The following is a 15,148-nucleotide window of genomic DNA, read 5'->3' as shown; positions in this document are numbered from 1 at the left end:
CCTGGCGCGGGGCGCAAGGCGGCGGGGGTCTATGATTTCAGCCTAGAAACGAACCGCCACAGGGTGGCGACCGCTTATTTGGCCATGACGCGGACCATCTCCAGAACCTTGCAGGAGTAGCCCCACTCGTTGTCGTACCAGGCCACGACCTTGACGAAGGTGTCGTCCAGAGCGATGCCGGCGTCGGCGTCAAAGGTAGAGGTGCAGCTCTCGCCACGGAAGTCGGTGGCGACCACTTTGTCGGTGGTATAGCCCAGCACGCCCTTCATTGGGCCTTCGGAGGCGGCCTTCATCGCGGCGCAAATGTCCTTATAGGACGCCGGCTTGTTCAGTTCCACGGTCAGGTCGACCACGGACACATCGGAGGTGGGGACGCGGAAGGCCATGCCGGTAAGCTTCTTGTTCAGCTCGGGGATGACCACGCCCACGGCCTTGGCGGCGCCGGTGGAGGACGGGATGATGTTCTCCAGGATGCCGCGACCACCGCGCCAATCCTTGTTGGACGGACCGTCCACGGTTTTCTGCGTCGCGGTGGCGGCATGCACGGTGGTCATCAGACCGCGCTTGATGCCCCAGGTGTCGTTCAACACCTTGGCGACCGGCGCCAGGCAGTTGGTGGTGCAGGACGCATTGGAGATGATGGTCTGACCGGCGTAGGTCTTGTCATTGACGCCGTAGACGAACATCGGGGTGTCATCCTTGCTGGGCGCGCTCTGGATGACTTTCTTGGCGCCGGCGGTGATGTGCTTCTGGCAGGTTTCCTTGGTCAGGAACAGGCCGGTGGACTCGACGACGATGTCGGCGCCCACTTCATCCCACTTCAGTTCAGCGGGATCCTTGACCGCGGTCAGGCGGATCTTTTTGCCGTTGACCATCAAGGTATTGCCTTCGACGGAGACCTCACCCTGGAAACGACCATGCACCGAGTCGTAACTCAGCATGTAGGCCAGGTAGTCGGGTTCCAGCAAGTCGTTGATACCCACGATCTCGATATCCGAAAAATTCTTGACCGCCGCGCGAAATACCATACGACCAATACGACCGAACCCATTGATACCAACTTTAATGGCCATGCTTTCCTCCAATCAGAGTGATTTCATCAAAAGACGGGCGAACGGGTCGCCCACTTAACACGATCAAGTGTAGACCGGATTCATTAAAAAACAGCATTTGCTAGAACAGCGCCCGCACGGCGGCGACCACCCGTTCGGCGGTGAAGCCGAAATGCTGGAAAATAACCTCCGGCGGACCGCACTCGCCGAAGTGATCGATGCCGATCACCGTACCTTGCGGACCGGCGTACTTGTACCAGGGCGCGGTGACGCCCGCCTCGACCACCACGCGCCGGGTCACCGCCGCCGGCAGCACCGACTCGCGCCAGTCCGCATCCTGGGCATCGAATACATTCACGGATGGCATGGAGACCACACGCACCCGTCGGCCCTGGCCGTTCAGTTGCTTGGCCGCCTCGACCGCCAGTTGAACCTCGGAGCCGGTGGCGATGAGGATGGCTTCCGGCTCGTCCCCACAGTCCAGTAGCACATAGCCGCCCCGGGCAATGGCCCGCACCTGTTCCGGGGTGCGATCCTGGTGCGGTAGTTTCTGACGGGTGAAAATCAGGGCCGTCGGACCGTTGGTGCGCTCCAGCGCCGCCTTCCAGGCCACGGCGGTCTCCGTGGTATCGCAAGTTCGCCACACCGACAGATCGGGAATGATTCGCAGGCTGGCCACATGCTCGATCGGCTGGTGGGTTGGGCCGTCGCCACCAACGCCGATGGAATCATGGGTCAAAACAAACACACAGCGCAGCTTCATCAACGCCGACATGCGAATGGCGCTGCGACCATAGTCGGCAAACATCAGGAAGGTACCGCCAAAGGGTACATAACCACCATGCAGCGCCAAGCCGTTCATGATGGCGTACATCGCGAATTCCCGCGCGCCGTAATAAATCAGATTGCCGTCGGGGTGCTCGAAGTCCACCGGTCGGCAACCAATCCAGGGAATGCCCGTGGATTCGGTGAGATCGGCGGAGCCGCCGACCAGGCTGGGAAAATGGGGATTGTACGCTTCGAGCGCTCGCTGGGATGCAACCCGAGTAGCGATATCCTCATGCCGTTCCTGGGTCGCTTGAATGAAGCTCCAGGCCAGTTCCTGCCAGTCCGGGGGAAAGCCGCAGGCCAAGCGCCGATCCAGTTCCGCCGCGGCCTCCGGGTACTCGGCCCGATAGCAGGCAAACATGTCGTTCCACTCGCCTTCCCAACCGGCGCCTTTAGTACGGGCGTCGAAAGCGCGGTAATATTCTGTAGGAATATCAAACGGTTCATGATGCCAGCCGATATTCTCGCGGGTTGCGGCCACCTCGGCGGCACCCAGCGGCGCGCCGTGCGACTTCTCGCTACCGCCCTTGTTGGGCGAACCGCGGGCGATAGTGGTCTTGCAGCAGATCAGGGTGGGGCTACCGGTGAAGGCGCGGGCCTGCTTGATGGCCCGGTGGACCGCATCGGTGTCGTGGCCGTCCACATTGGGAATCACATGCCAACCGAAGCCTTCGAAACGTTTGGCAACATTCTCGCTGAACCAGCCACTGACCGGACCATCGATGGAGATGTCGTTGCTGTCATAGAGGCAAATCAGCTTGCCCAGTCCCCAAGTGCCCGCCAGCGAGCAGGCTTCGGAGGAGATGCCTTCCATCAGGCAGCCGTCGCCGAGGATGACGTAGGTGTAGTGATCGACGATGGGAAAACCGGGGCGGTTGAAACGGGTGGCCAGCGCCCGTTCGGCCAGCGCCATGCCGACGCCATTGGCCAGACCTTGCCCGAGTGGCCCGGTGGTGGTTTCCACGCCTGGGGTGAGGCCGTATTCGGGATGGCCGGGAGTCCGTGAACCCAACCGCCGGAAATTGCGCAGATCCTCGATGCTCAGATCGTAGCCGCTCAGGTGCAACAGGGAATACAGCAGCATCGAACCGTGCCCATTGGACAGGATCAGGCGGTCGCGATTCAGCCATTTGGGATTGGCTGGATTGTGGCGCAGAAAATCGTTCCACAGGACGGCGCCGAAGTCGGCCATGCCCATCGGGGCGCCGGGGTGACCGGACTCCGCCCGTTGCACCGCATCCATGCTCAGGGCGCGAATGGCGTTGGCCAGATCCCGGCCCGAGGGGGCGGTGGCTGCCCGAACGGGGGCGCCGGAAGCGGCGAGCGGCGCGGTCATCGCATCCACCATGGGGCGAGCGGCCAATTCACTACGGGAGGGCATGAACTCTCTCTCCTAAACAGTACTCAGCAACGAAAAATGAAGGAACCGGGTATACGTGGAACCTAAACCGTCAGGCTCCACGACCCCGCCGCGCGCGTCGCTCTTACTGGGACGTTCACCGGAGAGATCGCTAAGGATGCCCGGTCGCGCCAAAGCCCCTTTGGGTTCGGTTCGGCCGAAAAATGGCGGCGATTATAGGAAAAATCGGGATATTCGCCAATGATTATCTGTGGCAACGGAGTACGATACGGTCCATGCTCAGGTGGCCACGCCGCTCAATCCCGGCGCAGGCTGTCGGAAATCGCCACCGGCGTCGGATAGGTCAGCACCAGATAATACGTGGAGACGATGAAGGTCAACAGCGTGGTTGCCTGTACCAGATACGACGCCTCCCGGCCGATCAACTGATTCTGCTGGGCCAGCACCGCGATCAACAGGGCAAACTCGCTGACCTGACCCAGTCGCACCCCCACTTCCATGGCGATGCGCGGCCGTTCGCCAGACCATTGCAGGAAACCGCGGAACACCCACGGCTTGACCGCCAGGAGCAGCGCGCCCAGCAGCAAGGTGGGCAAAAACACCGAGCCCAGCATTCCCAGATCGAAGCCGGCGCCCAACGAGAAAAAGAACAGCACCAGGAAGAAATCGCGCAAGGGCCGGAGACTATCGGCGATGTACAGCGCGATCGGGCTGGTGGCCAACGCCACCCCGCCGATGAAAGCGCCGATGGCGTAGGACAAACCCAGCAGGGCCGCTACCTGCGAAATGCACAGACACCAACCGATGGCGGTCAGGAAGATGTATTCGCGGATCTTGTCGAACTTGCGAATCAGCGGAATCAGTACGTAACGCGAGCTCAGATAGGCGAACCCCAACAGCATCGGCAGGGTAATGATCAGCAGGCCCAACCCTTTCAACGAGGAGCCGCGCCCACCCAGCCCCTCCAGCAACAGCAGCACGGCGATTGCCAGCAGATCTTGCAGCAGCAGGATGCTGATGATGATTTCGCCGGTATGCTGGTGGTGCAGGGCACGGGTCGGCAGCAGCTTAAGGCCGATGATCGTGCTGGAAAACGTCATCGCCACCCCGACCAGCAGGCTCTCGCCGGGCGAATAGCCGAACAACCAGGCGACCCCCCCTCCCAGCAACGCAAAGACCAGCGAGGTGCCGACCATGATCACGGTTGCCTTACGCAACATCTGCAGCAACCGCTGCGGCGACAGATCCAGGCCCAGCAGGAACAGTAGGAACATGATGCCGATTTGGGCCATCTCTTCAATGGCCGAAGCGTTGTCGATCAACTTGAAGCCGTAGGGTCCGATGCAGATACCTAGCACGATATAGGCAATCGGCAACGCTTGGCGCGCGTACAGCGCCAACGTGGCGAACAGCGCCGCGCCGGTGAAAATCAGAAACAGGGAAAAGATGATGGGGTTTTGAGCGTGCATTGTTATGGATGTCCGGCCACACTTCGGCGGTATCGATTGAATCCATTACCGATGCGCCGATATCTCGTCACTATAACAGCATTCGGCCACGTCCCGAAGCCACCACGACGCTGACTCCACTCCACCGACCGATACCTTGGTTCATCTGGTGAGAACGCCGATCCGGGTCCACTCAAGGCACGGCGGTCCCGAGAGGCCGATCCAGCCTCGATCCGACCAGGCGATGGCCTTATCTACTAGCGTTCCCGAAGCGTTGCCGGCAACGCGGGAACGAGCACGCCATCCGTGCCATTCCCCCGATAGCTGGCAACCATGCCATAATTGCCCGTCTCGCCAAACCGAATAACTTTACTAACAACCACAACCATCTTGCACGCCGACCGCCGCACCCCATTCAATACTCCGCCGCGATGGTATCCTCGCTCGCGGCTATTCTTGCGCGACATACCCACCGGCCTGTCCGTCTGGTTGCTCGACGCCGGATCGTTGACCCAGCGCTTGCGCCACGTCTGCGCGGGTCGATTCGGCGTGCGCGTGCTCAGCCAGCGCTGGACTTGCCCCGGCCGCGACGAAGCGGGCGCCCTGCGGCTGCGCTTGGATGCCTGGGCATGGACCCGAGAGGTCCAGCTGCTGTGCGACGGGCAACCTTGGGTGTTCGCCCGCACCCTGATTCCAGCACGGACCCTGAGAGGACGAGGCCGTCGGCTAACCCGCCTGGGCAGCCGGCCCTTGGGGCAGGTGCTGTTCGCCGATCCCAAGGTCCGCCGCGGCCCGGTGGAAATCGCTCGCATCGTCGCCGGCCAGCGCCTGCACCAACGTGCCTTCGCCGGCTTTGCCGAGCCACCGGACGCGATTTGGGGACGCCGTTCGGCATTCTGGATCGACGGCCGCTACCCGCTGTTGGTGTGCGAGATTTTCCTGCCCGCTTTGCCGGTATCTCCGGCTCTTGTCGACCGGATTGAATTCCTCTCATGAATATCGAACGCTTCGAAGACCGCCTGCGCGAATACGGCATGCTGATGCGCCTGCACCGCCCCATCGGTATTTATTTGCTGCTGTGGCCGACCCTGTGGGCACTGTGGCTGGCGGGCGAAGGCCAACCGCCACGCGGCACCGTGCTCGTTTTCGTGCTGGGCGTGGTGCTGATGCGCTCGGCCGGCTGCGTCATGAACGACCTCGCCGACCGCGATTTCGACCCCCATGTCGCCCGCACCCGCGACCGGCCGCTGGCCGCTGGCCGGGTCCAGGCGGGCGAAGCGCTGGCTCTCGCCGCCGTGCTGAGCCTGCTGGCCTTCGCCCTGGTGCTGACCCAGAACGCGCTGACCGTGCAGCTGTCCTTCGTCGGCCTGGCGTTGACCGCCAGCTATCCATTCATGAAGCGGCTGCACTCTCTGCCGCAGTTTTATCTCGGCGCGGCGTTCGGCTGGGGCATTCCGATGGCTTACGCGGCGGTGACCGACAGCCTGCCGCCGGTGGCCTGGCTGCTGTTCCTCGGCAACGTCCTCTGGTCGGCGATTTACGATACCCAGTACGCCATGGTGGACCGGAAAGACGATCTCAAGGTCGGCGTCAAATCCACCGCCATCCTGTTCGGTGAGCGGGACAAGCGGATCATCGGCTATCTGCAACTGGCGTTGCTGATCGTGCTGGTGGCGGTGGGGCTGCTGGCCGGGCGCGGTTGGATCTATTATCTGGGGCTGTTCGTGGCGGCGTGGTTCGCCCTGTACCAGCAATACCTGATCCGCAACCGCGAACCGGCCGAATGCTTCAAGGCGTTCCTCAACAACAATGGTTTCGGGCGGGCGATTTTCTGTGGGTTGCTGCTGGATTATCTGCCGGCGAGCCTCGCCTGAAACGGGCGGGCGCGCACCCGGATATCCTCAACGCCGTTTGCCCTTCCACCCACGGCTGGGGAAATTTCCCGTCAAGCGAGGAAAACACCATGCTGATTGTCCATGTCTTCGTCCACGTCAAGCCGGATTGCGTCGAGGCGTTCAAGGAAGCCTCGCTGGACAACGCCCGCCACAGCCTCCAGGAAGCGGGGATCGCCCGCTTCGACCTGATCCAACAGACCGATGACCCGACCCGCTTCGTACTGGTCGAGATCTACCGCACGGTCGAGGCTACGGTCCAACACAAGGAAACCGCTCACTACGCGCGCTGGCGCGATGCGGTGGCCGGGATGATGGCGGAACCGCGCGGCAGCGTGAAATACGCCAATCTATTCCCGGCCGATTCGGGTTGGGATTATCCGCCCGACGTTTGAGAGCCGCCCGTCGATGCCGGAAGAACTGGAGCTGCAAACCCCCTATCTGCGGCTGGCGGCGCGGGTCTGGGGTCCGCCGGACGGCATTCCGGTGCTGGCGCTGCACGGCTGGCTCGACAATGCCGCCAGCTTCGACGCCTTGGCACCACTGCTGCCCGAGGCGCGACTGGTAGCGCTGGACCTGAGCGGACATGGCTGCTCCGAGCACCGTCCGGCGGGTATCCATTACCATTTCGTGGATTTCATTCCCGATGTGGTCGCCGCCGCCGACGCGCTGGGCTGGGACCGCTTCGCTCTGCTCGGCCATTCCCTGGGCGGCGGCATCGCCAGCTTCGTGGCGGCCACCTTGCCGGAACGGATCGACCGGGTGGCAATGATCGAGGGCTTGGGGCCACCGACCAGCGACCCCGCCGACGGTCCGGCCAACCTGCGCAAGACCATCGAGCAGATGGACGCCCTGCCGCGCAAGCGCCCGCCGGTTTATGCGGATCTGGAGGCCGCGATTCAGGCACGCTGCGAGGCCGGCGGCCTGTCGTGGACAGCGGCGGCGATTCTGGTCGAGCGCGGTCTTCGACCGACCGATGGCGGCTTCGGCTGGCGCACCGATCCCCGGCTGCGCTTCGTCTCGCCGCTGTATTTAGGCGAACCGCAAATCCTGGCCTACATGGAGCGTATCGTGGCGCCGGCGCTGCTGATCTGCGGCGCCGATGGCTATCTGCTCAAGCGGGCCTACATGCGGGAGCGCTATGCCCGCATCGCCGATCTGACGGTAAAAATTCTGCCCGGCGGGCACCATCCTCATCTGGAAGACCCGGAACCTTGCGCCCGCCTGCTCGCGCCGTTCTTCGCGGCAGCCTGAATGATTTCCCCTCCACACCCGCTCAAGGCGGCCAATACCGCGCCCTGTCCGGACCAGACAACGTGATCGCCCTGACCAGTCGTTGAGCAGGGATTGACAGTACGAGGGAGGATCAATATGATTCTCGTTCCTTCACAATTCCCCAGTAGCTCAGTTGGTAGAGCAGGTGACTGTTAATCACCGGGTCCGTGGTTCGAGTCCGCGCTGGGGAGCCACATACAAGAGGGTTAGGTGAAAACCTAGCCCTCTTAATTTTTTGTCCGTCGTCTACCGGCTACCCCCTCGCCAGCAAACGATGGCGGTGTCAACGACAAGCGGACCGCCACACTGGCTACTACCTTGCACACCCAGCAAGTAGCCTGCCCCGGTGCATTTCGCGTTGCCTGAGCTTCCCCCGGCTCAGCGCCACAAACACCCTCACTGGGCAGTTCTCCACTTTGCCCCGTTGACCGCACCATTGCCGCGCCACCCCCACCGACTGCGCCCCAGCTTCGAGCACCCGTTCTCATCGATCAGCAGGATGCTGTCGGCGTATCCTCAGCCGTATTTTTTCATGCGTCCGACGGGACTTCTTTCATGGCGTTATATCGTTTCCCGATAGGTTTTGTTCTTTTCGGAGGCCAATAACCACCCTGTTCGTCATACCCGCGAAAGCGGGTATCCCGTTTTTCAGCGGCGGCCTGGATTCCCGCATTCGCGGGAATGACGAAAACCTATTCAGAATTGGTATTACCTCATCAGGTTTTGGCTTTTTATCTAGGTCGAACATTGTACAGGACAAAAATAACTTGCTGAAAATTAAGATAAAAAATAACAGCTATTTTGAGGGTAGTAGGATCGCGAGGTTGCTGTTATCATAACTAATTGATTGATAACATTAATTCTAAAACAGGCGAGGTTAATTCCGTGAATTCCCCTTTTTTAATACCCGGCACTTTGCAGAAATGCTTCATCATCATTTTCACTGGAACCGAGCGCGTATCTCTTGCATCGTCTATTTAATTATCGGAATCATCCAGATGGGAACGGTCAATCTCGCAAAGATTGCTGTCACCTTTCCTGGGCGTGCGCAACCGGCCTCTCATTACAAACGCCTTCAACGACTTTTTTGTCAATTTTCTCTAGATCTGAATCAAGTCGCCCGGTTCATTGCCAGTCTCATTCCTGTGCTTCAGTTCAAATTGACACTCGATAGAACCAATTGGAAATATGGTGATGTCAATATCAATTACCTTGTTTTAGGAGTCGTCTATCGCGGATCTGCTTTTCCTATACTATGGGTTGCTTTAGATAAAAAAGGCAACTCAAATACCCAAGAAAGAATAGCATTAATGAATCGATTCCTTACGATTTTCGGCCCGCAAATGATCGCCTGCTTGTTTGCGGATCGCGAGTTTATTGGGATTCAATGGTTTGGTTATCTTATTGAAAATCAAATTAAATTCGTAATACGCATCAAAAAGAATACGCAAATCTCTAACTCCCGAGGGGTCCCCGTCTCCGCCGAAAATCTTTTTCGAGGCCTACCCCGTGGCAGCGCTCTGGTTTTATCGGGCCAACGAACCGTGTGGGGGCACTCTCTTTATGTGATTGGTCTGAAAATGGCCAACGGTGAATTCGTTATTCTCGCAACGCAAGAACAACCGGAAACCGCGTTGGAAAATTATAAGGAACGCTGGCCGATCGAAACGCTTTTCATTTGCTTAAAAACTCGGGGATTCGATCTGGAATCCACCCATATAACTGACCCCCAGCGACTTGAAAAATGGATGGCTTTTCTCGCTATTGCATTTAGTTGGGCGCATATCATTGGTGAATGGCGCCATGAAATTAAACCGATCAAGATCAAAAAACATGGCCGTCCCACCCAAAGTCTTTTTCGCTATGGATTAGATTATTTGAGAAGTTGTTTATTTCATCACCAAGAATCCGCCCGGCAATACGCTTTTCATCAGGCACTGGAGTCGCTCTTTAAACGGTTGGGATCGAGCCCTCAAAATCGCTGTTTTCTACCTCTAACCAATACGCCACCCGGCAGAATTTTAACGTAAATTCATTTGGTTAGATGATTTTGTCCTGTACAATGTAGGTCGAACTAGCTTTATTTAATGATAAAGATCAAACACATGAACCCGACAAAGCAACTTAATGTTTTCTCAGGCTTTGTTGCTGGGTCAACTGGGAATTTGGATTATTCCGACCAGCGAGGTTCTTGATAAGAATTTTGAATATGCTCAGGAGATTGATAATCTGTTTTAACATCCGATGGCCTAAGTTCACTGGGATCGTCGTCGACTAAAACCAATGTGTTTTATTTCAACTTATTGCTTCTATTGAAAATAGGCTCGAAACTGGAGCCGTCGAAGCGTCTTGTTGCGCCGCTCGACCATCACCGGAGATGTGATATGCAAACAGCCCCCTCTCGTTTCAACACGGTCCTGATTATCTCGCTGGTGCTGAGTTTTGGCATTGGTGGGTGGGGCATCATCGCCCCGCAAGAGATGACCGATGTCTGCCTCGGTATTACCGGTTATGCGTTGGAAAGCCTGGATTGGTTCTTTCTCACCATGTGCACCGGCTTTTTAATCCTCAGCATCTTTCTTGCATTCGGCCCTTACGGGCATTTGAAGCTGGGCGCGGATAACGATGAGCCGGAATTTTCGACGCCATCCTGGCTGGCGATGCTATTCGCCGGGGGCATGGGCGCCGGGTTGATGTTCTGGGGCGCGGCCGAACCCATGTATCATTACTACTCGCCACCGGGCGGGGAAGGTCTGACGCCCGCCGCCGCGCGAGCCGCCATGGTGATCACCAATCTGCACTGGGGCCTGCACGCCTGGTCCATCTATGCCGTGTGCGCCCTGGTCATCGCTTATTTTGGATTTCGCAAGGGCGAGCCGGCCTTGATCTCCACGCCAATTCGTCACGCCTTTGGCGGTAAAGGCGGTCGTCAAGTCACTTTCTGGTGCAATACCGCTGACATCATCGGGGTGCTGGCGGTGATCTTCGGGCTAGCCGGCTCGCTGACCATGGGCATCCTGCAGGTGCGCTCCGGTTTGACTGAAGTGTTCGGCACCCCGGATACCCACACCGTCAGCATCATCATCCTGGCCCTGATGACGGTGACGTTCCTGCTGTCGGCCAGCACCGGCGTGGATAAAGGCATCAAGATCCTCAGTAATATCAATATGATCGTTGCTGTATCCATCATGCTGGTCGTGATCTTTTTTGGCCCTACGACCTTTATTCTTCAGACCTTCGTCAACACCATCGGCGACTACTTCAGTCAACTGCTGGACATTTCCTTTCGGATGTTCCCCTATGAAGGACTGGACGGCTGGACCCAGAGCTGGACACTGACCTATTTCATCTGGTGGCTGGCCTGGGGGCCGTTCGTCGGTATCTTCATCGCGCGGATCAGTCGGGGCCGCACCCTTCGTCAATTCTGCATCGGGGTGATCCTGCTGCCGACGCTGTTTTCCATGCTCTGGTTCTCCGCATTCGGCGGTGCCGGTTTCTACATCGAAATGTACGGTGGCGGCGGGATCGCCGGACTGATATTCGAGGACGTTAACCGGGCGCTGTTCGCCTTGTTGGGCTACTTTCCGTTGAGCAGCGTGTTGAATGTGCTGGCCGTATTCCTGATCTTCATCTTCCTCGTCACCAGTGCCGATTCGGGCACCTTCGTGGTCAGCATGATGACCAGCAACGGCAGCCTTAATCCGAGTACCCCCCTCAAACTCACCTGGGGCGTGCTGATTGCAGTGATTGCCGCGGCCGTGCTGTTCTCCGGCAGCGCCACGGTGGCCAAGGCCATGGCGATCACCGGAGCGGTGCCGTTTTCCCTGGTGCTGTGCCTGCAAGTCGTGGCATTTTTACGCACCATTCGGCGGGAAGAAGCGGTCACGACGCTGCACGAGGACCAAGCCGACCGGTTGATCCATCCGCTAGAAGAAACCCGGTAAGGCGCATCCGACCATGAAATTCGCCATCTTTTTTTTCATGACGGTCCTGGTGCTCCTGGCGAGCGGCTGCGAGAAAGCCGCGAAGCCGGTGCATATCGGTTCCAAGGATTTTACCGAACAACACCTGCTGGCGGAGATTATGGCCCAGTTGATCGAGCAAACGGGTATTCCGGTCAAGCGCTCGATCCCTTACGGGGACACTTTTCTCAATCAGGAGGGCCTTAAACGCGGCGATATTGATCTTTATGCCGAGTACGACGGCACGGGTCTCTTGCTGCTGGGCCAGTCGCCGATTCACGATGGGGACCAGGCGTATGCCCAGGTCAAGGAGCTGTTTGCCCCCCTGGGTTTGGAATGGCTGGGTCGGTTCGGGTTTTCCAACGAATATGTTCTGCTCATGCGCCGGGATCGCGCTACGGCCACGAACACCAAGACCATTAGTGACTTATTGAAGCTGCCGTCATCACCGCGCTTTGCCATTGACTCTCAGTTTCTGGAACGTCCTCTGGATGGTTACGCCGCGCTGCTAAGGCGTTACGGATTGTCGGCGGCGGAGCCTCTGGTATTCGCTGAAGGCGAGAAGCAGAAAATCTACCAGGCGCTGCTGGATGACAAGGTGGATGTGATTGAAGGTTTTTCCACCGACGGCCAGATTGCCGACTTCGGTCTCACGGTGCTGGAGGATGATCTGCAATTTTTCCCGGTCTATGAGCCCGCGCCGCTGGTGCGGCAAAGCACGCTGGAACGCTATCCGCGGCTCGTGGCCATTCTCGATCAGCTTAAGGACACCATCGGGGTGGATGTGATGCGTGAAATGAACAAGGCGGTGGACCTTGAGGGTCGGGATTATAAACTGGTGGCGCGGCAGTTCCTGGTCGAACGCCAGTTGGCGATCACCCCGCAGGATATCGCCAAAGCGGAGGAGTTACTGCTCGCCGTTGGTCTGTTGGATGAAGTGGAACTCAGCGCTGGCCGGGCTGTGCGCGCCGTGCGCAAAGCCTTTCCTACCCGCCGTATCACGTTGGACCGTAGCCCTGAGCCGCTGCAACGGATGTTACAGGGCAAAACCCGGTTGGCCCTGGTCGGAGCGGAAGCATTTTTCGAGTTGCAAGGGATGTTTCCGAAACCCATCACTACCGCTGAGGCGCTCGGGGTGGTCGGTTATCGGCTCGCCCATCTGCTCACTGTTTCCGGCGGCGCCGATAGCCTGACGCAAATCAAACGTCTCGGCGTCGGGCCGGAGCATGGCACTTCGTATCAAACCGCGCGGATGGTGCTTATCTCATTGGGGCTGCTCGACCAGATTGATCTGATACCAGGCGAGGTGGAGGCCCAAGTCGTGGCGTTGCGCCAAGGCAAACTGGACGGTCTGTTTCTGATGGTGGAACCCGGTCGCGTAGCGCTAACCACCCTGATGAACCAGGGAGGATTAGAACTCGTACCGCTGAAAGAATGGGGTCAGGGTAATAACCTGGTGCGTTTTCCATTCCTGCGGTTGGCGCGGATTCCGGCTCAGACCTACGAGGGTCAGGAGGAACCCGTGGATACGTTGAGCGTTCAGACCGTGTTGGCGGGTCCCTCGCCGCAGCATGAGGCAGTTGGCGATCGAGGGCCGGCTATTATCGTCGGCGCCCGGACCCAGCCGATTTCCGACGCCGCGATTCTTGCCTTGAACAAGGCGCTGGCGAGCAACGAGAAAATTGACCCCGCCCTGCCCTCCGCGGCGGTTCTGCGCCCGTCGAAAGCCGCCAAACCCGAAGGTATCGAGGTCAGACCCGCTATCTCTTTCACTAACCTGGTCGTTATCCTGCTGATTATTTATCTGATTTATCTGTTTCAGCAGAAAGACCCGCCGCGAAAAAGAAAAGCGCGGTAACCGCTCGACAACACCGCTTGGCCTGCCAAGCGGTGGCGCCGCCCCCTGACAGAGACGGAGGTGTGAGATGCATCAAACCATCCTGGTCCCCATCGATCTGAACCACAAGAGTTCCTACGTCACTATACTGCCGGCCGCCGCCGAGGAAGCGCGTTACCACTCGGCCACGTTGTATGTGATGACGGTGGTGCCCGACATCACCGCCGGCATGGACTGGCGCTATGCGATCCGCGGCGCCAAAGGCGGCTCGGAAAGCTACGGCCTTCCGGAAATGATGAAACAGGCCAGGGAAAGAATCACGGAACTGGTCAAGGAATTGATTCCAGCAGGATTCGAAACCAAAGTGCTGGCCAAACACGGCTCGATCTATAAGGAGATCCTGGACGTCGCCGAGGAAATCGACGCGGATCTGATCTTCATGGCGGCTTATCGGCCCTCGGTGAAGGACTATTTGTTGGGCTCGAACACCAGCCGCGTGGTCCAACACGCCCGATGCTCGGTGATGGTGGTCCGCGACAAGGAATGAGCCTCTCCGCATCGCGGCGGCGAGGTCGTTTCCCGCACTCGCCGTCTCGTCCCCTTGCCTGGGTTTCAATATGTTGATCAGGTAATCAGAAGTCGCTTTGAAAAAACCTTAGCCGTTGCCCGTCGCGCTTTTTCAAGGCTACCCCATGGATGGGCGGCAAGACGCTCGGCCTTTGCGCCCATACGCGCCGTCGGTATCGCGCGGCCGCCACTGTAACCCACCCCCCAAGAGTCAAGTCATGACAAAACAGATCCCTCTTAACGAGCGCATCATCTTCGCGCTGGACGTGGATTCGAAAGATGAAGCCGAACGCTGGCTGGATCGCCTGGGTGATCAGGTCCGGTTCTATAAAGTCGGCCTGCAGCTGTTCCTGGCGGGCGGTTTCCCCACGATCGACATGATCTTGCGGCGCGGTCACAAGGTGATGGTCGATCTGAAGTTTTTCGACATCCCCGAGACCGTGGCCCTGGCGGTTCGGGAACTGAAAAACAAGGGCGCCACCTTCATCACCGTGCATGGCAACGAACCGATTCTGCGCGCGGCCGTGCAGGAACGAGGCAGCGCCCAAATCCTGGCCGTGACCGTGCTCACCAGCTTCGATGAATCCGACATGCGGGAGATGGGCATGACCGGCACCATCGAGGATCTGGTTTATCACCGCGCCCGGAAAGCGCTCGACCTGGGCTGCGATGGCGTGGTTTCTTCCGGACTGGAAGTCCCTCGCCTGCGGGACGGACTGGGTGACAAGTTTCTGATCGTGACGCCCGGTATCCGTCCGGGAACCAACGACAGGGTTCAGGACGACGATCAGAAACGGGTCGCGTCCGCCCATGCCGCCATCAGGAATGGAGCCGATTACGTGGTGGTGGGGCGCCCCATCCGCAACGCCAAGGAACCGATCAGCATCGTCAGGGCACTGCAAGACGAGATCGCCGCCGCGCTATAGG

General features: G+C 58.9%; 12 protein-coding genes and 1 tRNA gene. 10 read left to right on the top strand and 3 right to left on the bottom strand.

What is annotated here, in order from left to right; genetic code table 11:
• Positions 1 to 74: 74 nt before the first annotated feature.
• From gap to IPM89_02170, 3 genes are all read right to left on the bottom strand, one after another.
• The gene (gene gap, locus IPM89_02180; GenBank protein QQS54684.1) at positions 75 to 1,073 is read right to left on the bottom strand and encodes a type I glyceraldehyde-3-phosphate dehydrogenase; all 999 of its coding nucleotides are present in this window, start codon (positions 1,071 to 1,073) and stop codon (positions 75 to 77) included.
• Positions 1,074 to 1,173: 100 nt separating this feature from the next.
• On the bottom strand, positions 1,174 to 3,216 hold the full coding sequence (gene tkt, locus IPM89_02175; protein QQS55745.1) for a transketolase: 2,043 nt from the start codon (positions 3,214 to 3,216) through the stop codon (positions 1,174 to 1,176).
• Positions 3,217 to 3,536: 320 nt separating this feature from the next.
• On the bottom strand, positions 3,537 to 4,709 hold the full coding sequence (locus IPM89_02170) for a cation:proton antiporter (GenBank protein QQS54683.1): 1,173 nt from the start codon (positions 4,707 to 4,709) through the stop codon (positions 3,537 to 3,539).
• A gap of 435 nt (positions 4,710 to 5,144) precedes the next feature.
• Here IPM89_02170 and IPM89_02165 point away from each other — a divergent pair, with 435 nt between their 5' ends.
• The 10 genes from IPM89_02165 to pyrF all read left to right on the top strand — a co-directional run bounded on the left by IPM89_02165 (position 5,145) and on the right by pyrF (position 15,147).
• Positions 5,145 to 5,684 (top strand): chorismate lyase, encoded by a 540-nt coding sequence (locus IPM89_02165; GenBank protein ID QQS54682.1) that lies wholly within the window; start codon positions 5,145 to 5,147, stop codon positions 5,682 to 5,684.
• Positions 5,681 to 6,562 carry a 4-hydroxybenzoate octaprenyltransferase gene (gene ubiA, locus IPM89_02160; protein ID QQS54681.1) on the top strand — a complete coding sequence of 294 codons (882 nt, stop codon included), beginning with the start codon at positions 5,681 to 5,683 and terminating at the stop codon, positions 6,560 to 6,562. Before IPM89_02165 ends, ubiA begins: the two co-directional genes overlap by 4 nt.
• 89 nt (positions 6,563 to 6,651) lie before the next feature.
• Positions 6,652 to 6,975 (top strand): antibiotic biosynthesis monooxygenase, encoded by a 324-nt coding sequence (locus tag IPM89_02155; GenBank protein QQS54680.1) that lies wholly within the window; start codon positions 6,652 to 6,654, stop codon positions 6,973 to 6,975.
• A gap of 13 nt (positions 6,976 to 6,988) precedes the next feature.
• The gene (locus tag IPM89_02150; protein QQS54679.1) at positions 6,989 to 7,834 is read left to right on the top strand and encodes an alpha/beta hydrolase; all 846 of its coding nucleotides are present in this window, start codon (positions 6,989 to 6,991) and stop codon (positions 7,832 to 7,834) included.
• Between the two features lie 139 nt (positions 7,835 to 7,973).
• Positions 7,974 to 8,049: transfer RNA gene (locus tag IPM89_02145), tRNA-Asn, on the top strand.
• 729 nt (positions 8,050 to 8,778) lie between these two features.
• On the top strand, positions 8,779 to 9,885 hold the full coding sequence (locus IPM89_02140; protein QQS54678.1) for an IS4 family transposase: 1,107 nt from the start codon (positions 8,779 to 8,781) through the stop codon (positions 9,883 to 9,885).
• A 354-nt stretch (positions 9,886 to 10,239) separates the two neighbouring features.
• Positions 10,240 to 11,799: a BCCT family transporter gene (locus IPM89_02135; protein QQS54677.1), complete on the top strand. Its 1,560-nt coding sequence runs from the start codon at positions 10,240 to 10,242 to the stop codon at positions 11,797 to 11,799.
• A 13-nt stretch (positions 11,800 to 11,812) separates the two neighbouring features.
• Positions 11,813 to 13,675, top strand: a complete 1,863-nt coding sequence (locus IPM89_02130) for a hypothetical protein (protein QQS54676.1) — start codon at positions 11,813 to 11,815, stop codon at positions 13,673 to 13,675.
• 67 nt (positions 13,676 to 13,742) lie between these two features.
• Positions 13,743 to 14,201 (top strand): universal stress protein, encoded by a 459-nt coding sequence (locus tag IPM89_02125; GenBank protein QQS54675.1) that lies wholly within the window; start codon positions 13,743 to 13,745, stop codon positions 14,199 to 14,201.
• A gap of 238 nt (positions 14,202 to 14,439) precedes the next feature.
• Complete coding sequence (gene pyrF / locus IPM89_02120; protein QQS54674.1) at positions 14,440 to 15,147, top strand: orotidine-5'-phosphate decarboxylase; 708 nt, start codon at positions 14,440 to 14,442, stop codon at positions 15,145 to 15,147.
• The last annotated feature ends 1 nt before the right edge of the window (position 15,148 follow it).

The sequence above is a fragment of the Candidatus Competibacteraceae bacterium genome, assembly GCA_016699715.1.
Taxonomy (GTDB): domain Bacteria; phylum Pseudomonadota; class Gammaproteobacteria; order Competibacterales; family Competibacteraceae; genus Competibacter.
The sequence above is the reverse complement of the archived record's forward strand: the minus strand, read 5'-3'. Positions and strand labels throughout refer to the sequence as shown.